Source organism: Zoogloea sp., from assembly GCF_041908905.1.
Classification (GTDB): Bacteria; Pseudomonadota; Gammaproteobacteria; order Burkholderiales; family Rhodocyclaceae; genus Zoogloea.
On record NZ_JAYREK010000013.1, the window covers coordinates 35,693 to 53,997 of the forward strand.

The 18,305-nt window shown below is 59.4% G+C and carries 21 protein-coding genes and 1 tRNA gene; 18 read left to right on the forward strand and 4 right to left on the reverse strand.

All coding sequences use genetic code 11. The annotated features are described in order from the left end of the window. Positions 1–107 precede the first annotated feature (107 nt). The 17 genes from tpiA (at position 108) to nuoN (ending at position 16,077) form a co-directional block, all read left to right on the forward strand. A complete protein-coding gene (gene tpiA, locus ACE3OU_RS09350; protein ID WP_374241287.1) occupies positions 108–863 on the forward strand; it encodes a triose-phosphate isomerase in 756 nt (251 codons plus the stop codon). A 21-nt stretch (positions 864–884) separates the two neighbouring features. Next, positions 885–1,250: a preprotein translocase subunit SecG gene (gene secG, locus ACE3OU_RS09355; protein ID WP_374241288.1), complete on the forward strand. Its 366-nt coding sequence runs from the start codon at positions 885–887 to the stop codon at positions 1,248–1,250. Positions 1,251–1,312: 62 nt separating this feature from the next. Next, positions 1,313–1,397 (forward strand) — tRNA-Leu (locus ACE3OU_RS09360). 82 nt (positions 1,398–1,479) lie between these two features. Then, complete coding sequence (gene ndhC, locus ACE3OU_RS09365; protein ID WP_374241289.1) at positions 1,480–1,854, forward strand: NADH-quinone oxidoreductase subunit A; 375 nt, start codon at positions 1,480–1,482, stop codon at positions 1,852–1,854. Between the two features lie 46 nt (positions 1,855–1,900). Then, positions 1,901–2,377 carry an NADH-quinone oxidoreductase subunit B family protein gene (locus tag ACE3OU_RS09370; RefSeq protein WP_374241290.1) on the forward strand — a complete coding sequence of 159 codons (477 nt, stop codon included), beginning with the start codon at positions 1,901–1,903 and terminating at the stop codon, positions 2,375–2,377. Positions 2,378–2,389: 12 nt separating this feature from the next. Then, positions 2,390–2,992 (forward strand): NADH-quinone oxidoreductase subunit C, encoded by a 603-nt coding sequence (locus ACE3OU_RS09375; protein ID WP_374241291.1) that lies wholly within the window; start codon positions 2,390–2,392, stop codon positions 2,990–2,992. After that, complete coding sequence (locus tag ACE3OU_RS09380) at positions 2,985–4,238, forward strand: NADH-quinone oxidoreductase subunit D (protein WP_374241292.1); 1,254 nt, start codon at positions 2,985–2,987, stop codon at positions 4,236–4,238. The genes ACE3OU_RS09375 and ACE3OU_RS09380 overlap by 8 nt, the downstream gene beginning before the upstream one ends. A gap of 58 nt (positions 4,239–4,296) precedes the next feature. Beyond that, positions 4,297–4,773 (forward strand): NADH-quinone oxidoreductase subunit NuoE, encoded by a 477-nt coding sequence (gene nuoE, locus ACE3OU_RS09385; protein ID WP_374241293.1) that lies wholly within the window; start codon positions 4,297–4,299, stop codon positions 4,771–4,773. Next, positions 4,770–6,080 (forward strand): NADH-quinone oxidoreductase subunit NuoF, encoded by a 1,311-nt coding sequence (gene nuoF / locus ACE3OU_RS09390; protein WP_374241294.1) that lies wholly within the window; start codon positions 4,770–4,772, stop codon positions 6,078–6,080. Before nuoE ends, nuoF begins: the two co-directional genes overlap by 4 nt. A 7-nt stretch (positions 6,081–6,087) precedes the next feature. Then, the gene (nuoG, locus tag ACE3OU_RS09395) at positions 6,088–8,442 is read left to right on the forward strand and encodes an NADH-quinone oxidoreductase subunit NuoG (protein WP_374241295.1); all 2,355 of its coding nucleotides are present in this window, start codon (positions 6,088–6,090) and stop codon (positions 8,440–8,442) included. Beyond that, positions 8,442–9,491: an NADH-quinone oxidoreductase subunit NuoH gene (gene nuoH, locus ACE3OU_RS09400; protein WP_374241296.1), complete on the forward strand. Its 1,050-nt coding sequence runs from the start codon at positions 8,442–8,444 to the stop codon at positions 9,489–9,491. Before nuoG ends, nuoH begins: the two co-directional genes overlap by 1 nt. A gap of 10 nt (positions 9,492–9,501) precedes the next feature. Beyond that, positions 9,502–9,990, forward strand: coding sequence for an NADH-quinone oxidoreductase subunit NuoI (gene nuoI / locus ACE3OU_RS09405; protein WP_374241297.1), 489 nt, complete (start codon positions 9,502–9,504; stop codon positions 9,988–9,990). Between the two features lie 41 nt (positions 9,991–10,031). Continuing rightward, complete coding sequence (locus tag ACE3OU_RS09410) at positions 10,032–10,634, forward strand: NADH-quinone oxidoreductase subunit J (protein WP_374241298.1); 603 nt, start codon at positions 10,032–10,034, stop codon at positions 10,632–10,634. 31 nt (positions 10,635–10,665) lie between these two features. Further along, complete coding sequence (gene nuoK / locus ACE3OU_RS09415; protein WP_141349329.1) at positions 10,666–10,971, forward strand: NADH-quinone oxidoreductase subunit NuoK; 306 nt, start codon at positions 10,666–10,668, stop codon at positions 10,969–10,971. A 12-nt stretch (positions 10,972–10,983) separates the two neighbouring features. Beyond that, positions 10,984–13,008, forward strand: coding sequence for an NADH-quinone oxidoreductase subunit L (nuoL, locus tag ACE3OU_RS09420; RefSeq protein WP_374241300.1), 2,025 nt, complete (start codon positions 10,984–10,986; stop codon positions 13,006–13,008). Positions 13,009–13,089: 81 nt separating this feature from the next. Next, a complete protein-coding gene (locus ACE3OU_RS09425; RefSeq protein ID WP_374241301.1) occupies positions 13,090–14,568 on the forward strand; it encodes an NADH-quinone oxidoreductase subunit M in 1,479 nt (492 codons plus the stop codon). A gap of 42 nt (positions 14,569–14,610) precedes the next feature. After that, entirely contained in the window at positions 14,611–16,077 is a 1,467-nt protein-coding gene (gene nuoN / locus ACE3OU_RS09430) for an NADH-quinone oxidoreductase subunit NuoN (RefSeq protein ID WP_374241302.1), read from the forward strand. A 130-nt stretch (positions 16,078–16,207) separates the two neighbouring features. Here the strand turns inward: nuoN and ACE3OU_RS09435 are convergent, their stop codons facing one another. Further along, on the reverse strand, positions 16,208–16,405 hold the full coding sequence (locus ACE3OU_RS09435; RefSeq protein ID WP_374241303.1) for a hypothetical protein: 198 nt from the start codon (positions 16,403–16,405) through the stop codon (positions 16,208–16,210). Between the two features lie 79 nt (positions 16,406–16,484). Here ACE3OU_RS09435 and ACE3OU_RS09440 point away from each other — a divergent pair, with 79 nt between their 5' ends. Next, positions 16,485–16,892 carry a cytochrome c5 family protein gene (locus ACE3OU_RS09440; protein ID WP_374241304.1) on the forward strand — a complete coding sequence of 136 codons (408 nt, stop codon included), beginning with the start codon at positions 16,485–16,487 and terminating at the stop codon, positions 16,890–16,892. A 263-nt stretch (positions 16,893–17,155) separates the two neighbouring features. Here the strand turns inward: ACE3OU_RS09440 and ACE3OU_RS09445 are convergent, their stop codons facing one another. From ACE3OU_RS09445 to ACE3OU_RS09455, 3 genes are read right to left on the reverse strand one after another with little or no spacing between them, the layout of a single operon-like run. Then, positions 17,156–17,665: a nitrous oxide reductase accessory protein NosL gene (locus ACE3OU_RS09445; protein WP_374241305.1), complete on the reverse strand. Its 510-nt coding sequence runs from the start codon at positions 17,663–17,665 to the stop codon at positions 17,156–17,158. Further along, a complete protein-coding gene (locus tag ACE3OU_RS09450; protein ID WP_374241306.1) occupies positions 17,662–18,036 on the reverse strand; it encodes a hypothetical protein in 375 nt (124 codons plus the stop codon). Before ACE3OU_RS09450 ends, ACE3OU_RS09445 begins: the two co-directional genes overlap by 4 nt. Next, a complete protein-coding gene (locus ACE3OU_RS09455) occupies positions 18,033–18,305 on the reverse strand; it encodes a hypothetical protein (RefSeq protein WP_374241307.1) in 273 nt (90 codons plus the stop codon). The genes ACE3OU_RS09450 and ACE3OU_RS09455 overlap by 4 nt, the downstream gene beginning before the upstream one ends.

An 18,305-nucleotide genomic window follows, 5' to 3' on the forward strand; every position in this document is an offset into this window, starting at 1 on the left:
TTCGATACGTTTGAGGCACATGAAGGGGTTGGCACATGCCAACCCTTTTTTTTTGACCTGCTGTGTCCGCATGGCTAAAATGGAAAAATTTGCCTGTGGTGCTGAGCGTGAGGAAAAAGCTGGTCGTCGGCAACTGGAAGATGAACGGAGATCGGGCGCGCAACCTTGCGCTGATCGATGGATTGAAAGGGCGCATTCCCGCCGGGGTCGAGGTTGCGGTGTGTCCGCCATCCCCCTATCTCGCGCAGGTGCAGGCGCTGGGTGAGCCCCTTGGGCTGGCGGTCGGTGCGCAGGATCTGAGCCCCCGGAAGGAGGGTGCCTTCACGGGCGATGTCGCGGCTGCGATGTTGCTCGACGTTGGTTGTGAGTGGGTGTTGGTCGGTCACTCCGAGCGCAGAACCCTGCACGGCGAAGGCAATGGACTGGTCGCCGAGAAGGTCGCCGTTGCCCTCGAGGCGGGCCTGAAGCCCATTCTCTGCGTGGGGGAGACCCTGGCGGAGCGCGATGGCGGTCAGGCGGAAGAGGTCGTGCGGTCCCAGGTGATGTCGGTGGTGTCGTTGCTTGGCGCGGATGCCATGGCCCGCGTGGTCGTTGCCTACGAGCCGGTCTGGGCGATTGGGACCGGGCGCACCGCGACGCCGGAGCAGGCCGAGCTCATGCATGCATGCATCCGCGAATGTCTGGAGCTTGCAGGCGTGGCGGTCGCTGGCGTCCGCATTTTGTATGGTGGTAGCGTCACCGCGGCCAATGCCGCAGCGCTTTTTGCTCAGCCGAACATTGACGGGGCCCTGGTGGGCGGCGCTTCACTTGTTGCTGATGGTTTTTCCTCGATTTGTGCGGCAGCTGCAGCTGCTGCATCCTGAGTCTGATTTGCGGAGGTTTGTATGGGTGGTCTGGTTTTTTCGGTTGTCCTGACGGTGCATGTGCTGGCGGGTCTCGGCGTCATTGGTCTCGTTCTCATGCAGCACGGCAAGGGTGCGGACATGGGGGCGGCCTTCGGTAGTGGCGCGTCCGGCAGTCTGTTTGGTTCGTCCGGTTCGGCCAACTTTCTCAGCCGCACGACCGCGGCGCTCGCGGCGGTATTCTTCGTCACCAGTCTCGGTCTGAGCTATCTGGCGGGTGCCAAGACGCCGTCCGCATCTAGCGTGATGGGGGCTGGCGCGCCGGTTCAGGCGCCCGTTTCCGGTGCCGCGCCGACGCCCGTGGCTCCCGCTGCGGATGGCTCCAAGGCAAAGGATATCCCCCGATAAAACCATGTAATGCTTGGCGCTTGGGGGGGCTTGTCTTATAATGCGCAGCGTCAAGCAAACAAGCCGACGTGGTGAAATTGGTAGACACGCTATCTTGAGGGGGTAGTGGCGAAAGCCGTATGAGTTCGAGTCTCATCGTCGGCACCATAAAATAAGCGAGCTGCCCGCATTAGCGGGCTTTTGCTTGCAGGCAGCACACGCGATTGCTGTTGGTTACGGGAGTTAAGCCATGTTGGAATCTTATTTTCCAGTCCTTGTTTTCATCCTGTTTGCGGCTGCTTTTGGTTTTATTCCCATTGTCGCGGGTTGGGTGATCGGCCCCAGCAAGCCCGATGCAGAGAAGCTTTCACCGTTCGAGTGTGGCTTCGAGCCTTTTGAGGATGCGCGGATCAAGTTTGACGTTCGCTATTACCTCCTGGCAATTCTTTTCATTCTTTTCGATCTCGAAATTGCCTTCCTCTTTCCGTGGGCGACGATCCTGCAGGAAATTGCTGCCAACGAGTCCATTCGGCTCTTTGGTTTCTTCGAGATGATCGTCTTTCTCGGTATTCTTCTTCTCGGCTACATCTACGTATGGAAACGAGGCGCTCTCGACTGGGAGTGAGCTGGTTTCGGCCTGTGGCGGGTAAATTGTTGGCTAAAGGGTGTCTATGAGCATCGAGGGTGTTTTCAAGGAGGGGTTTGTCACCACCTCTCTTGATACGGTAATCAACTGGACGCGTACCGGTTCGCTCTGGCCGATGACTTTCGGTCTTGCCTGTTGTGCCGTTGAGATGATCCATGCGGGTTGTTCGCGGTATGACCTCGACCGATTCGGGATCGTGTTTCGGCCGAGTCCCCGGCAGTCGGATCTGATGATCGTTGCTGGCACGCTCTGCAACAAGATGGCCCCGGCGTTGCGTAAGGTTTATGACCAGATGTCGGAGCCTCGCTGGGTGATCTCGATGGGCTCGTGTGCGAATGGTGGTGGTTATTACCACTATTCGTACTCCGTGGTGCGGGGCTGTGATCGCATTGTCCCGGTGGATGTTTATGTGCCTGGCTGCCCGCCGACGGCGGAGGCTCTGCTCTACGGGATCGTCCAGCTGCAGAACAAAATCAAGCGCTCCTACACGATCGCTCGCTGATGGCCAATTATGATGACTGAAAAACTTGAAGGTCTTGCTCAGCTGCTGACTGACAAGATGGGCGAGCGGATTCAGCAGGTCGCTGCGGCCTGTGGTGAATTGACCATCGTTGTTCGCGCGGAAGATTACCTGTCGGTTGCGCGGGATCTTCGTGACGATTCCTCACTGCGTTTCGAGCAGCTCGTCGATTTGACCGGTCTAGACTATTCCACCTATGCCGGTGAGCGCCCCGAGCGTCGTTTTGCCGTGTCCGCGCACCTCCTTTCCGTCAGTAAGAACCTGCGCCTGCGCCTGCGTACTTTTGCGGCCGACGACAGCTTCCCCGTTCTCCCCTCGCTTTGCGAAATCTGGCCGGGCGTGAATTGGTTCGAGCGTGAGGCGTTCGATCTTTACGGGATCATGTTCGAGGGACATCCCGACCTTCGTCGCATCCTCACCGATTACGGTTTTGTCGGATATCCGTTCCGCAAGGATTTTCCGATTTCGGGTTACGTCGAAATGCGTTACGACCAGGAGCTCGGCCGAGTGATTTATCAGCCGGTCACCATCGAGCCGCGTGAAAATACGCCGCGGATCGTTCGTGACGAAAATTATGGGAATGTCGGTCATGGCTGAAATCCGTAACTACACCATCAACTTTGGTCCTCAGCACCCGTCCGCGCACGGTGTGTTGCGTCTTGTGCTCGAGTTGGACGGCGAAGTCGTTGAGCGGGCTGATCCGCACATCGGCCTGCTGCATCGTGGTACGGAAAAGCTCGCCGAGACGCGTACCTGGATCCAGTCGGTTCCGTATATGGATCGTCTGGATTACGTCTCGATGATGTGCAACGAGCACGCCTATTGCATGGCAATTGAGCGGCTGCTTGGTCTGGAAGTTCCCATTCGCGCTCAATACATCCGGGTTCTCTACGACGAGATCACCCGGGTGCTGAATCACCTGCTTGCTGTCGGTACCCATGCGCTCGATATCGGCGCGATGACGATGGTGCTTTACACCTTCCGCGAGCGGGAGGATCTGATGGATGCGTACGAAGCCGTCTCCGGTGCCCGGATGCACGCTGCTTATTACCGTCCTGGCGGTGTTTATCGTGATCTGCCGGATCGCATGCCGCAGTACGAAGTCTCCAAGTGGAAGAACGCCAAGACCGTTGCCGAATTGAACGAGAACCGCCAGGGTTCGCTGCTCGATTTTCTTGAAGACTTCACCAATCGTTTCCCGAAATACGTTGACGATTACGAAACCCTTCTCACCGATAACCGTATCTGGAAGCAGCGCACGGTCGGTATTGGCGTGGTTACGCCCGAGAAGGCGCTGGCACTCGGTTTCTCCGGTGTGATGCTGCGCGGTTCCGGCATCGAGTGGGACATCCGCAAGAAGCAGCCCTACGAGGTGTACGACCAGCTCGATTTCGACATTCCGGTCGGGGTTGAGGGCGATTGCTACGATCGCTATCTGTGCCGGATCGAGGAAATGCGCCAGTCCAACCGGATCATCAAGCAGTGCATCGACTGGCTGCGCAAAAATCCCGGCCCCGTCATCTCCAGCAATCACAAGGTGGCGCCGCCGTCACGGGAGCGGATGAAGGGCAATATGGAAGAGCTCATCCACCACTTCAAGCTCTTCACCGAAGGTATGCACGTTCCGCCGGGCGAGGTTTATGCTCCGATCGAGCATCCGAAGGGTGAGTTTGGCGTTTACGCCGTGTCCGATGGCGCCAACAAGCCGTACCGGATCAAGCTGCGTTCGCCGGGCTTCGCGCATCTCTCGGCCATGGACGAGATGTCCCGCGGTCACATGATTGCTGACGTGGTCGCGATCATCGGTACGATGGACATCGTGTTTGGAGACGTGGATCGCTGACAAGCCGTTGTCTTGCAGCCTTTTTCTCCGTATCGACATCCTGCTCTGTGGATAAATAATGCTTAGCCCTGAATCCCTGAAGAAAATTGATCAAGAGATAGCGAAGTATCCGGCTGACCAGAAGCAGTCGGCTTCGATGTCTGCCCTCAGAATCGCGCAGCAGGAAAAGGGCTGGCTTTCAAACGAGGTCATCGAGTTCGTCGCGAAGTACCTTGGCATGCCTCCGATTGCCGTTTATGAGGTCGCCAGCTTCTACAACATGTACGACCTTGCTCCGGTAGGGGCTCGCAAGATCACGGTCTGTACAAATCTTCCTTGCGCCCTGTCCGGCGGTGTTCACGCAGCGGAATACATCAAGAAGAAGCTTGGCATCGACTTCAACGAGACGACCGCGGACGGAAAATTTACGTTGAAGGAAGGGGAGTGCATGGGTGCGTGCGGCGATGCTCCGGTGCTGCTGGTGAATAATCACCAGATGTGCAGCTGGATGACCGAAGAAAAAATCGATCAACTCCTGGCTGATCTTCAAAAATGAGTTCTCAAGGGATTATCCTCGCTGGCCTGGACGGTGACCGTACCTGGCGCCTCGCCGACTACGTTAAGCGTGGCGGCTATGAGGCATTGAAAAAGATCATCGCGCAGAAGATGTCGGCGGATGAGATCATCGGTGAAGTCAAGAAGTCCGGTCTGCGTGGTCGTGGCGGCGCTGGCTTTCCCACTGGACTGAAGTGGAGCTTCATGCCGCGGGCGTTTCCCGGTGCGAAGTACCTCGCCTGTAATTCGGATGAAGGCGAGCCCGGTACCTTCAAGGACCGCGACATTCTCCGCTACAACCCCCATACCGTCATCGAAGGGATGATCATCGCAGGTTACGCGATGGGTTGTGAGCGCGGCTACAACTACATCCACGGCGAGATCTTCGAGATCTACGAGCGATTCGAAGAGGCCCTCGCCGAGGCGCGGGAAGCCGGCCTGCTGGGGCGCAACATCCTCGGCTCCGATTTCAGCTTCGATCTGTTTGCCCATCACGGTTACGGCGCCTATATCTGTGGCGAGGAAACCGCGCTGCTCGAGTCCATTGAGGGCAAGAAGGGGCAACCGCGCTTCAAGCCGCCTTTTCCGGCCAGTTTCGGTTTGTACGGCAAGCCGACCACCATCAACAATACCGAGACCTTCGCCTCGATTCCCTACATCATTCGCGAGGGTGGTGACGCCTTCCTTGCGCTGGGCAAGCCGAACAACGGTGGTACCAAGCTGTTCTCGGTTTCCGGCCATGTGAACAAGCCGGGCAACTATGAGGTTCCGCTGGGCACCCCGTTCCCGGCGCTGCTAGAGATGGCGGGCGGCATGCGTGGTGGTCGCAAGTTGAAGGCGGTAATTCCTGGCGGTTCTTCTGCGCCTGTCCTTCCTGGTTCGGTCATGATGGATTGCACCATGGACTACGACTCGATCTCCAAGGCGGGATCGATGCTTGGCTCCGGGGCGGTCATCGTGATGGACGAGAGCACCTGCATGGTGAAAGCCCTGGAGCGTCTGTCCTACTTCTACTTTGAAGAGTCCTGTGGTCAGTGCACCCCCTGTCGCGAGGGCACTGGCTGGTTGTACCGGGTGGTGCATCGCATCGAGAACGGCTTGGGGCGCCCCGACGACCTCGACCTGCTCAATAGCGTGACCGCCAATATCATGGGGCGCACCATTTGTGCCCTGGGGGATGCGGCGTCGATGCCGGTTCAAAGCTTCGTCAAGCATTTCGGTGACGAGTTCGCATTCCATATCGAACACAAGAAGTGCCTCGTGCCGCCTCAGGTGCAGTACGAAGGCAGCAAGATTTACGTAGCGTAGGCTCGACATGCTAGAAATCGAAATTGACGGAAAGCAGTTGCAGGTACCTGACGGCAGCACGGTCATGGAGGCCGCTGCGACGGTTGGAGCCTATGTGCCCCATTTCTGCTACCACAAGAAGCTCTCGATCGCGGCCAACTGTCGGATGTGCTTGGTGCAGGTCGAGAAGGCCCCCAAGCCTCTGCCGGCTTGCGCGACGCCCGTGACGAATGGCATGAAGGTGTGGACTCACTCCGAGCAGGCCGTGAAGGCCCAGAAGGGGGTGATGGAGTTCCTGCTTATCAACCATCCGCTTGACTGTCCGGTCTGTGACCAGGGCGGCGAATGCCAGCTGCAGGATCTTTCCGTTGGCTACGGTGGTGCCCAGTCGCGCTACGAAGAAGAAAAGCGCGTCGTCGGCAACAAGAACCTCGGGCCGCTGGTTTCCACCGACATGACCCGGTGCATCAACTGCACCCGCTGTGTTCGTTTCACGACCGAGATTGCTGGTCTGATGGAGCTCGGCCAGGCTTTCCGTGGCGAGCACGCCGAGATCATGCCGTTCGTCGAGAAAACGATCGACTCCGAATTGTCCGGCAACATCATCGACCTCTGCCCCGTGGGCGCGCTGACCTCCAAGCCTTTCCGTTTTGCGGCCCGGGCCTGGGAGATGTCCCGTCGCAAGTCTGTCAGCCCCCACGATTCCCTGGGTAGCAACCTGATCGTTCAGGTCAAGCACGACACCGTGAAACGCGTGCTGCCGCTCGAGAATGAAGCGCTCAACGAGTGCTGGCTTTCGGACAAGGACCGCTTCTCCTACGAGGGCCTGAACGGCGACAGCCGTCTCACCCGCCCCATGGTCAAGCAGGGTGGCGCCTGGATAGAAACCGACTGGCAGACCGCGATGGACTACGTCGTGCGAGGCCTCAAGGGGATCAAGGCCGAACATGGCGCAGAATCCATTGGCGCCCTCGCTTCGCCCCACAGCACCCTCGAAGAGCTGCACCTGCTCCAGTCGCTGGTACGTGGTCTGGGCTCGGGTAACGTCGATTTCCGCCTGCGTCAATCGGATTTCTCGGCCGATGGCCGCATGGGCGGTGCCCCGTGGCTGGGCATGCCCGTTGCCGAGATTGCCGGGCTGGATCGCCTCTTCATCGTCGGCAGCTTCTTCCGCAAGGATCATCCGCTCATCGCGCAACGTGTGCGCCAGGCGGTCAAGAAGGGCCTGAAGGTCAGCGCGCTGAATCCCGCATTCGATGACTGGCAGTTTGCGCTCCAGAATCAGCTGTGCGTTGCGCCGTCCGAGATGGGTGTTGCGCTGGCCAAGGTGGCAAAGGCCCTTTCCGAGCAGGCTGGTGTTGCGGTTGCCCCGGAACTCCAGTCCGCCGTGGCGCAGGTGCAGGTTGACGATGCCGCGCTGGCCATTGCGCAGAGTCTGGCGTCCGGTCGGCGTGTCGCGGTCTGGATTGGCAATCATGCCGTTCAGCACCAAAGCGGCGTGGCGCTGCATGCGCTGGCCAACGAAGTGGCGCGCCTGTGCGGCGGCCGTTTTGGCGTGCTGGGAGAGGCGGCCAATAGCGTTGGCGGTTATATCGCGGGTGCGGTGCCTTTCGGGGCGGTTTCCGGCAAGAACAAGGCCGAAATGCTGTCGGCTCCGCTCAAGGCCTACGTGCTTCTCGGCCTCGAGCCCGAGTTGGATCTCGCGGAAGGCGCCAAGGCGCGGAACGCGTTCGGCGCCGCCGAAATGGTGGTCATGCTCACTCCGTTCAAGGTGGACGCGGCGCTCGAGTACGCGGACGTTATGCTGCCTGTTTCGCCTTTCACTGAGACTGGCGGTACTTTCGTCAATTGCGAAGGGCGCGCACAGTCGTTCCACCCGGTGGTCAAGAACGCTGGAGATTCGCGCCCGGCGTGGAAGGTTCTGCGGGTGCTGGGCGAGGCTCTTGGTCTTGCGGATTTTGCCTTCGAGAGCGTCGACGCCGTTCGGGCAAAGGTGCTTGGAGCAGAGGGTGTGGTTGTTCCAAACCGTCTGAACAATGCGGTCGCTATCGACAGCCTCAATATGCAGGGCGCTTCCCAAGGTCTGCAACGCGTGGCTGACGTGCCGATTCATTTTGCGGATCCGCTGGTTCGGCGCTCTGCGCCGCTGCAGGCGACGAAGGATTCCGTGGCTCCGCTGGCGCGCATGAATGCGTCGACCCTCAAGGCCCTTGGTCTTGGCGGCGGAGATCGTGTGGTGGTCCGATCTGCAGCGGGTCAAGCCACGGTTAACGTGATCGAGGATGATGGAGTCGCGGCAGGGTGTGTGCGCCTGGCAGGTGCTCACGCGAGTACCGTAGGCCTCGGCAGTCTCGGCGGTGAAGTCAGCGTGGAGCGTATTTGATGGAATCCTACATTGAACCGGTCGCACAGTTCTTCGGTCCGGCTTGGCCACTGGTCTGGTCGCTATTGAAGATCATCGGCATCATTGCGCCGTTGTTCCTGTGCGTGGCCTACCTCACGCTCGCCGAGCGCAAGGTAATCGGCTACATGCAGGTCCGTATCGGCCCGAACCGTGTTGGCCCGTATGGCCTGCTGCAGCCGATCGCCGACGGCGTCAAGCTGCTGCTGAAGGAAATCATCGTTCCGTCCGGAGCCAACAAGGGGCTGTTCATCCTTGGCCCGGTTCTGGCCCTAGGACCCGCGCTCGCTGCGTGGGCGGTGGTACCGTTTTCCGAAGGCTGGGTTGTCGGGAATGTGGACGCGGGTCTGCTGTTCCTGCTGGCCATCACCTCGGTCGAAGTTTACGGTGTGATCATCGCTGCCTGGGCATCCAACTCCAAGTATGCGTTCCTTGGTGGCATCCGTGCGGCAGCCCAGATGGTGTCCTACGAGATCGCCATGGGTTTCGCGCTGGTCTGCGTGCTGATGATTTCGTCCAGCCTTAACCTGACGGATATCGTCAATAGCCAGAACAAGGGTCAATTCGCCGACATGGGGCTTGGTGTTCTGAGCTGGAACTGGCTGCCGTTGTTCCCGATGTTCATCGTTTATCTCATCTCCGGCATTGCGGAAACCAACCGCGCGCCGTTTGACGTCGTCGAAGGCGAGTCCGAGATCGTCGCCGGTCACATGGTCGAATACTCGGGCATGGCGTTTGCTCTGTTCTTCCTTGGCGAATACGCCAACATGATCCTGGTCTCCGCACTGACCTCGATCCTGTTCCTGGGCGGCTGGCTCTCTCCGGTGGGCTTCCTTCCCGACGGTTTTGTCTGGTTGGCGCTCAAGACGTCCTTCATCCTGTTCCTGTTTCTATGGTTCCGGGCTACCTTCCCGCGTTTCCGCTACGACCACATCATGCGTCTGGGCTGGAAGGTGTTCATTCCCTTGACTTTGTTCTGGGTGGTGGTGGTTGCCGTCTGGATCATGTCTCCGTTGTCGATCTGGAAGTGAGGGCTTTCAAATGGGTTCTATGAAGGATTACGTAGGAAGCCTCTTCCTGAAGGAGCTCGTGAAGGGCATGGCGTTGACGGGGCGGCATTTCTTCGCACGGAAGATCACCGTCCAGTTTCCTGAAGAGAAGACGCCGCAGAGCCCGCGTTTCCGCGGACTGCATGCCTTGAGGCGGTATCCGAACGGTGAAGAGCGCTGCATCGCCTGCAAGCTATGCGAGGCGATCTGCCCGGCGATGGCGATCACCATCGAGTCGGAGCAAAGGGACGACGGCACGCGCCGGACGAGTCGCTACGACATCGATCTGACCAAGTGCATCTTCTGCGGCTTCTGCGAAGAGGCCTGTCCGGTGGATGCGATCGTCGAGACCCGGATCTTCGAATATCACGGCGAGTCTCGGGGCGACCTGTATTACACGAAGCAGATGCTGCTTGCGGTGGGTGATCGGAACGAAGCTCAGATCGCCAAGGATCGCGAAGTGGATTCTAAGTATCGGTAAACTGCCCGGGGCAGGTTGAAGTACTTTTGCGAGATGCGTTTATGGATTTCCAGACTATAGTTTTTTACTTTCTTTCGACGGTCGTAGTTCTCGCGTCGTTGAGAGTGATCACCGCGAAGAACCCGGTGCATGCGGCACTTTTTCTCGTGCTTGCCTTCTTCTCCGCCGGTGGCATCTGGATGCTCCTGCATGCGGAGTTCCTGGCGATCGCGCTCGTGATGGTCTATGTCGGTGCGGTGATGGTGCTCTTCCTCTTCGTCGTCATGATGCTCGATATCAATCTGGAGAGGATTCGCCAGGGGTTCTGGAGCTACCTGCCCATCGGCGCCCTGATTGGCATCCTGATGCTGGCTGAAATGGTGGTCGTGCTGGGCAGCCGTTACTTCGGACTCGATCGCGTGCCGCAACCCGGGGAGTTTCCGGCGGGTTACAGCAACACCAAGGAACTCGGCCGGCTGATTTACACGGATTACGTGTATCCGTTCGAGCTGGCGTCGATCGTTCTGCTGGTGGCGATGATTGCAGCAGTCGCCCTGACCTTGCGCAAGCGCAATAACGTCAAGAAGATCGATCCGGCCAAGCAGATCGCAGTGAAGCGCGACGAACGGGTGCGTGTCGTCTCGATGGACGCAGAGAAAAAATAAGCTCCGCGGGCGGCTTTAGAGAGGAATTCAGATGCTTTCCCTGTCTCATTATTTGATCCTTGGCGCGATTCTTTTCGCCATCAGCGTCGTCGGAATCTTTCTCAACAGAAAGAACTTGATCGTGCTGTTGATGGCCATCGAATTGATGCTGCTTGCGGTCAATTTGAACTTCGTGGCGTTCTCCTACTACCTGGGTGACGCGGCGGGCCAGATCTTTGTGTTTTTCATCTTGACTGTGGCAGCGGCAGAGTCCGCAATCGGTTTGGCTATTCTCGTGGCTCTGTTCCGTAATCTGCGGACGATTCACGTCGATGATCTGGACAGTCTCAAGGGATAAGGAAGCGTTTCGATGACGGAGATGCAAAAACTCTACCTGCTGGTTCCGCTGGCGCCGCTTTTTGGGGCGATCGTGGCCGGCCTGTTCGGAAAGACCATTGGCCGCACCGGCGCGCACGTCGTGACCATACTCGGTGTCGCTGTGGCTTTCATCGGGTCGGTGTTCGTATTCCAGGATGTCCAGGCGGGGAACACCTTCAACGGAACCCTGTACACCTGGGCGACCAGCGGCGGGATCACTTTTGAAGTCGGTTTCCTGATCGACAACCTGACGGTCATGATGATGCTCGTCGTGACCTTCGTGTCCCTGATGGTGCACCTCTACACCATCGGGTACATGTCGGAAGATCCGGGTTACCAGCGCTTCTTCAGCTACATCTCGCTGTTCACGTTCTCGATGCTGATGCTCGTGATGTCCAACAACTTCCTCCAGCTGTTCTTCGGTTGGGAAGCGGTGGGTCTCGTCTCGTATCTGCTGATCGGTTTCTGGTACACCCGTCCGACGGCGATCTTTGCGAACATGAAGGCTTTTCTGGTCAACCGCGTGGGTGACTTCGGCTTCCTGCTTGGCATCGGTCTGATCGCTGCGTTTGCAGGCACTCTCAACTATGCGGAAGTGTTCGCCAAGGCGCCTACTCTCGCGACGATGACCGTTCCGGAAACCGGTTGGCCGCTGATCACCGCAATCTGTATCGGTCTGTTCATCGGCGCGATGGGTAAGTCCGCCCAGGTGCCGCTGCACGTCTGGCTGCCTGATTCGATGGAAGGTCCGACCCCGATCTCCGCGCTGATCCACGCAGCGACCATGGTTACCGCCGGCATCTTCATGGTTGCCCGCATGTCTCCGCTTTTCGAGCTGTCCGAGGCTGCGCTGTCCTTCGTGCTGGTCATCGGTGCCACCACGGCGTTGTTCATGGGCTTCCTCGGCATCGTCCAGAACGACATCAAGCGTGTCGTTGCATATTCGACCCTGTCGCAGCTTGGTTACATGACTGTCGCCTTGGGCGTCTCGGCATACTCTGCTGCGGTGTTTCACCTCATGACCCACGCCTTCTTCAAGGCGCTGCTGTTCCTGGGCGCGGGCTCGGTGATCATCGGCATGCACCATGATCAGGACATGCGCAACATGGGCGGCCTGTGGAAGTACATGCCCGTCACCTGGATCACTTCGCTGCTGGGTTCCCTGGCGCTGATCGGCTTCCCGTTCCTGTCGGGTTTCTACTCGAAGGATTCGATCATCGAGGCGGTTCAGCTGTCCCATATTCCTGGCGCTGGTTACGCATACTTCTGCGTGATCGTCGGGGTGTTCGTCACAGCGTTCTATTCGTTCCGGATGTACTTCCTTGTCTTCCATGGCGAGGAGCGTTTCGGCAAGCCGGTCGAGCACCATGGCCACGATGACCACGGGCACGATGACGACCACGGACATGACGACCATCACCACGGTCTGGCTCCGGGTCAGAAGCCCCATGAGTCTCCCTGGGTGGTTACCGTGCCGCTGGTGCTGCTGGCTGTCCCGTCGGTCCTGATTGGTTTCCTCACCATCGAGCCGATGCTGTTCGGCGGCTTCTTCAAGGGTGTCATTCACTTCTCCGATGCACATCCTGTGATGGCGGAGCTGGGTGAAGAGTTCCATGGTGCGGTCGGTATGGCCATTCACGGTCTGACCACGCTGCCGTTCTTCCTTGCGATGGCTGGCGTTGCGGTTGCCTGGCTGTTCTACATGAAGATGCCGGCGATTCCGGCGGCCATCATGAAGACCTTCAAGCCGATCCACACCCTTCTCGAGAACAAGTATTACTTTGACAAGTTCAACGAGATCGTCTTCGCCGGCGGTGCCCGTCTGCTGGGCCGTAGTCTGTGGAAGGTGGGCGATCAGACGCTGATTGACGGTATGGCAGTGAATGGAACGGCCAAGCTGGTAGGAGTGATTGCACAGCTGACGCGTCTGTTCCAGAGCGGGCATATCTACCAATACGCCTTCTCGATGATCGTTGGGGTGTTCGTGCTTCTGACCTTCTGGTTCAATCGCGCCTGATTCTGCAGGCGGTATATCGAGTGAATTTGGCAGTTTAGGGATTTCAGCGCCGCTACACGGTGCATAGAACGGAAAGTAGAAATGAAGGAATATCTCCTCAGCCTCGCGATTTGGGTTCCAATTGTTGGTGGCCTGCTCACGCTGGCCACCGGTTCGGACCGCAATGCGTCGCTCGCCAGGTTCGTCGCGATCGTGGCGGCACTTGCCGGGCTGGCGGTCACCATTCCGCTCTACACGATGTTCGACGTCGGCACGAGTGCGATGCAGTTCGTCGAGATGCGCACCTGGATTCCGCGCTTCAACATCAATTACGCGCTGGGTGTCGATGGCATTTCGGTGCTTTTCGTGCTGCTCAACAGCTTCATCACGGTGATTGTCGTCGTGGCGGGCTGGGAGGTGATCCAGGAAAAGGTGTCGCAGTACATGGCGGCCTTCCTGGTGATGTCCGGCCTCATCAACGGCATCTTCAGTGCGCTCGACGGTGTGCTGTTCTATGTCTTCTTCGAGGCCTCGCTGATCCCGCTGTTCATCATCATTGGTGTCTGGGGTGGTCCCAACCGTGTGTATGCGGCAGTCAAGTTCTTCCTCTACACGCTGGCTGGCTCCCTTCTCATGTTGGTCGCCTTCCTGTATCTCTTCATGGAGTCGGGTGGCAGCTTCAACCTTCTCGACTGGCACAAGCTGAAGCTCGGTATGTGGGACCAGACCTGGATCTTCTGGTTCCTGCTCGCCTCGTTCGCGGTCAAGGTGCCGATGTTCCCGGTCCACACCTGGTTGCCTGACGCCCACGTTGAAGCGCCGACCGGCGGTTCCATCGTCCTGGCGGCGATCGGCCTGAAGCTCGGTGCCTATGGTTTCCTGCGCTTCTCCCTGCCGATCGTGCCGGATGCGAGCCAGGCCTTTGCGCCGGTCATCATCACCCTGTCGCTCATCGCGGTGATCTACATCGGTTTCGTGGCGCTGGTCCAGACCGACATGAAGAAGCTGGTGGCCTATTCGTCGATCTCGCACATGGGCTTCGTGACGCTGGGTTTCTTCATCTTCAATCCGCTCGGTATCGAAGGCGCCCTGGTTCAGATGATCTCCCACGGTTTCGTGTCGGGTGCCATGTTTGCGTCGATCGGTGTGCTGTATGACCGCATGCACTCCCGCCAGATCGCCGATTACGGCGGTGTGGTGAATGTCATGCCGAAGTTTGCGGCCTTCTTCATGCTGTTCGCGATGGCCAACTCGGGCCTGCCGGCGACCTCCGGCTTTGTGGGCGAGTTCATGGTTACCCTCGGTGCGGTCAAGTACAACTTCTGGGTGGGTTTCGCTGCCGCCACGACGCTGATCGTCGGCGCCGCCTACACGCTGTGGATGTACAAGCGGGTTGTGTTCGGTGCAATCACCAACCATCACGTGTCTGAACTCACGGATATCAATGGCCGGGAATTCGCATTCCTCGCGGTTCTCGCCATCTGTGTCCTGGCCATGGGGATCTATCCCTTCCCCGTTACCGAGGTCATGCATGCGTCTGTGACTGACCTGCTTAAGCACGTTGCCGTGAGCAAACTCTGATCTCAGGTAGCAGAGACGAAACCATCGGATTGTGATCTCAAGATGAACTTTGTTATTCCGGATTTCTATCCCGCCGCGGCGGAGCTCTTCGTGGTTGCGATGTCGTTCGTCGTTTTGATGACCGGCACCTTCCTTCAGAAATCGCGAAGCCTCTCGTATTACCTGACTCAGCTTACCTTGCTTGGGGCGGCCTTCGTCACGGTCTACACCATGGATGGGCAGGTCACGCTCACCTTCAGCGACATGTACGTCGATGATCTGATGGGTGATTTCCTCAAGCTGATGGTGTATCTGTCGGTGGCGGTGGTGTTGCTCTATTCGCGCAGCTATATCGGTGACCGCAAGATGGAGTCCACCGAGTACTACATGCTGGTGATCTACGCGACCCTCGGCATGATGGTGATGATTGCCGCCAATCATTTCCTGACGCTCTACCTGGGTCTCGAGCTGCTGTCGCTGTCGCTCTACGCGCTGGTCGCAACCCAGCGTGACTCCGCGCGGGCCACCGAAGCGGCGATGAAGTACTTCGTGCTCGGCGCCCTGGCTTCCGGTCTGCTCCTGTACGGCATGTCCATGCTCTACGGCGCTACGGGCAGCCTCGAACTGTCGCGCATTGCCCAGGCGATCTATCATCAGGGCGGCGACAAGACCGTGCTGATGTTCGGCTTGGTCTTCATTGTGGCTGGTCTCGCCTTCAAGCTGGGCGTCGTCCCCTTCCACATGTGGGTGCCGGACGTTTATCAGGGTGCGCCCACGTCCGTTACCCTGCTGATCGCCTCGGCCCCCAAGCTGGCGGCGTTCGGCATGGCGATGCGTCTGCTGGTCAATGGCCTTTTCGAGCTTGCCGACCAGTGGCAGTCGATGCTGATGTTCCTTGCCGTGCTGTCCATCGCCCTCGGTAACATCGCGGCGATCGCTCAGCCGAACCTGAAGCGGATGCTGGGTTACTCGGGTATTTCGCACATGGGCTTCATGCTGCTCGCGCTGGTGTCCGGCGTGGTGGACGGGGATCGTCATTTCGCGCTCAACGCCTACAGCTCTGCAATGTTCTACGTTTTCTCGTACGTGCTGATGACCCTTGCCGCGTTCGGTGTGCTGCTGGTTCTCTCCCGCGCCGGGTTCGACTGCGAGACGCTCGACGATCTCAAGGGCCTGAACAAGCGTAGTTCGTGGTTCGCCGGGATGATGGGCATCGTGATGTTCTCGATGGCCGGTATTCCGTTCTTCATTGGTTTCTACGCTAAGTTCTCCGTGCTGCTGGCTGTGGTTGCGTCGGGCTACAAGTGGTTGGCGGTGTTCGCGGTGGTGATGTCGCTGATCGGCGCCTTTTACTACCTGCGTGTCGTCAAGGTCATGTTCTTCGACGAGCCGCAGGATTCCGCTCCGATCGCCACGCCGGCGACGATGCGTGTCGCGCTGTCGCTCAACGCGCTGGCCATTGCGGCGCTGGGTCTGCTGCCTGGCTGGGTTATGTGGATCTGCGATCAGTCGATGCTGCAATCGTTCTGATTTGAAGTGCTGAATGTCTAGCCGCCTTGAAGGTGGCTGGGCCTGATGTTCCGATACGGCGGTCAAGCGGTGAGCTTGCCGCCGTATTGCTTTTTTTGGGGTCGCCATAGAAGGGCGGCCGACGGATCCCTTAGGTCTCGCTGAACGACCTGTAGTGGGTCGCGACGCGTTGGCTTGCGCTCATGCGGTAGCGGATGTCGCGGATGTTGCGATGGAGGGCGACCACGTTTTCTGACGTCCCGGGCGTGGTGGTGTTTTCCGCGCCGGGCTTTTTATGCCAATCGAAAAAGTGTTCGGTCGGGCTGGGGCGCCGGTTGATGCGGGTCAATGTGTCGCGGGGGGGCGAAAGCATAGTATCGCGCTGCCCTGGCGCACGTGCGCCATCTCCCCAATGAGGTCAAATCATCATGCGTGTAGAAAAATTGTTGCCTCTTATCCTTGTCGGCTTCCTGGCTGCCTGTGGTAAGTCCGAAGCCCCCAAGAGCGAGGCATCTCCGCCGGCTTCCCAGGCTCCGGCGGCTGCGGCCCCTGCGGCAGCACCGGCGGCGCCCGCCGCCGATGGCGGCAAAGGTGCCGACCTGTTCAAGAAGACCTGTGCGATGTGTCACCAGACTGGTGTCGCAGGCGCACCCAAGCTCGGCGACAAGGCCGACTGGGGCCCCCGTATCGCCCAAGGCCAGGACACGCTTTACAAGCACGCAATCGAGGGTTTCAACGGCGCCAAGGGCATGATGCCGCCCAAGGGGGGCAACGCGGCCCTGGGCGATGACGAGATCAAGCTGATCGTCGATTTCATGGTTGGCCAGGCCCAGTAACTGCCCGTCCTGCGCTTTGCGCCAGACGAAAAACCGACCACAGGGTGGTCGGTTTTTTATTGGGACTGGAAAGGCGGTGTGCCCAAGCCTTGCGCCATACCCTCAAGGTCGACTGAAGGCTCGCGAGCGTTGCCGATTGACGGGACGGGGCTTGGCGCCGAAGGTTGGGGCGTCGCCCGGTTGCACGTGGGAGCCGGTGTTGCAGCGCTCTTGTGCTTGAATTAGCCGCCGACGGGAGTCGGTCCGGCTGTGGCTCCCGGGGGTCAATGTTGGTGAGAGCTGGTGTTGAGGCCCTTGATGATGTCCCGCGTCACGTCGCCGAACGCCAGAACCCGGCCACCCTGGGCTTTGGCGAAGGCTTCGGCGGCCTCGCGGGTGGAGAAGGCGGGGAGGTTGGGGTCGTTCATCGGGCCGCGGGCAGTCGAGCCGAGCACGAAGAAGGCCTTCCGGGCGTCCGCCCACGCCTTGGTGCCGTAATCGGCCACGTAGATGGCACCGATGTCGGCGGGTTTATGCTGCTTGTCGAACAGCGGCATGTTGTTGAGGAAGCGGAACATGTCCACCGGCGAATCGAAACTCGAGGCGCTCTGGTCGTTGAAGACGATCTGGCCGGTCCATTGTGGTGTGCGGTAGGGGTACATGCCGCACACGGGGCAGCGCGCCGAGCGCTGGACGTATTGAGGCGACAGGTCGGCGGCCGAGACAGGCTGCGCGACCAGCAGGCTGCCAGCCAGCAGCGGCGCGGCGAGGAGGGTCAGAACGCTGGGCTTCATGCACGGGCTCCGGTGTCGATCTTGTCGAGAAGCGGGTCGTCCAGGATGGTGGTGATGACCCGTTGCAGATTGTCCCACGGGCTGGCGTCGGTGCGGGTCAGCGGATCGGCCCACAGACCGCCGTCAGCGGTGTGGAGATGGTTTGGCCGGGTTGCGAGCTCGGGGTGCAGCGGGGCGGTGTCGATGCGCAGCTCCGCCTCTCCCCAGGCCCACGCGATGGCGTAGGCGTCGCTGCCGGCGATGCGGGCTTCCAGTGTCACGCCGTTGTTGAAGTGGGCGATCAGGGCGTCGTATTTCACGTCGACGGGCGTTTCGAGGTGCTCACCGAAGTGTTCCTCGATCCGGGCGGCGAGGTCGAGATGCAGGCTCATCGGGTGCGGGCCTCCTGGACGATGCGGGCGAGATCGCTGCGCACCTGGCCGTGCAGGTCGGTGAGGATGTTCAGCGAGAGGTAGTGTTCGTAGCTCGGGTGTTCGGGAAGTTCGCCGGCGCTGATCCGGGCAAGCACGCCCGCGGCGTCGCGGGCGCCGAGGTCCGCCAGCAGTTTGTCGCGGGCGCTGCGCAGGTCGTACATCAGGCGCGCGAACTGCTCGATCTCGAGGGCATCTTCGGGGGCGAGGTCGCTGTAGAACGGGTCCAT

Bases quoted from the DNA above. Each gene is read 5' to 3' on its own strand.
- secG (WP_374241288.1), top strand. From the start codon at position 885: ATGGGTGGTCTGGTTTTTTCGGTTGTCCTGACGGTGCATGTGCTGGCG.
- ndhC (WP_374241289.1), top strand. From the start codon at position 1,480: ATGTTGGAATCTTATTTTCCAGTCCTTGTTTTCATCCTGTTTGCGGCT.
- ACE3OU_RS09370 (WP_374241290.1), top strand. From the start codon at position 1,901: ATGAGCATCGAGGGTGTTTTCAAGGAGGGGTTTGTCACCACCTCTCTT.
- ACE3OU_RS09375 (WP_374241291.1), top strand. From the start codon at position 2,390: ATGACTGAAAAACTTGAAGGTCTTGCTCAGCTGCTGACTGACAAGATG.
- ACE3OU_RS09380 (WP_374241292.1), top strand. From the start codon at position 2,985: ATGGCTGAAATCCGTAACTACACCATCAACTTTGGTCCTCAGCACCCG.
- nuoE (WP_374241293.1), top strand. From the start codon at position 4,297: ATGCTTAGCCCTGAATCCCTGAAGAAAATTGATCAAGAGATAGCGAAG.
- nuoF (WP_374241294.1), top strand. From the start codon at position 4,770: ATGAGTTCTCAAGGGATTATCCTCGCTGGCCTGGACGGTGACCGTACC.
- nuoG (WP_374241295.1), top strand. From the start codon at position 6,088: ATGCTAGAAATCGAAATTGACGGAAAGCAGTTGCAGGTACCTGACGGC.
- nuoH (WP_374241296.1), top strand. From the start codon at position 8,442: ATGGAATCCTACATTGAACCGGTCGCACAGTTCTTCGGTCCGGCTTGG.
- nuoI (WP_374241297.1), top strand. From the start codon at position 9,502: ATGGGTTCTATGAAGGATTACGTAGGAAGCCTCTTCCTGAAGGAGCTC.
- ACE3OU_RS09410 (WP_374241298.1), top strand. From the start codon at position 10,032: ATGGATTTCCAGACTATAGTTTTTTACTTTCTTTCGACGGTCGTAGTT.
- nuoK (WP_141349329.1), top strand. From the start codon at position 10,666: ATGCTTTCCCTGTCTCATTATTTGATCCTTGGCGCGATTCTTTTCGCC.
- nuoL (WP_374241300.1), top strand. From the start codon at position 10,984: ATGACGGAGATGCAAAAACTCTACCTGCTGGTTCCGCTGGCGCCGCTT.
- ACE3OU_RS09425 (WP_374241301.1), top strand. From the start codon at position 13,090: ATGAAGGAATATCTCCTCAGCCTCGCGATTTGGGTTCCAATTGTTGGT.
- nuoN (WP_374241302.1), top strand. From the start codon at position 14,611: ATGAACTTTGTTATTCCGGATTTCTATCCCGCCGCGGCGGAGCTCTTC.
- ACE3OU_RS09440 (WP_374241304.1), top strand. From the start codon at position 16,485: ATGCGTGTAGAAAAATTGTTGCCTCTTATCCTTGTCGGCTTCCTGGCT.
- ACE3OU_RS09445 (WP_374241305.1), bottom strand. From the start codon at position 17,665: ATGAAGCCCAGCGTTCTGACCCTCCTCGCCGCGCCGCTGCTGGCTGGC.
- ACE3OU_RS09450 (WP_374241306.1), bottom strand. From the start codon at position 18,036: ATGAGCCTGCATCTCGACCTCGCCGCCCGGATCGAGGAACACTTCGGT.
- ACE3OU_RS09455 (WP_374241307.1), bottom strand. From the start codon at position 18,305: ATGGACCCGTTCTACAGCGACCTCGCCCCCGAAGATGCCCTCGAGATC.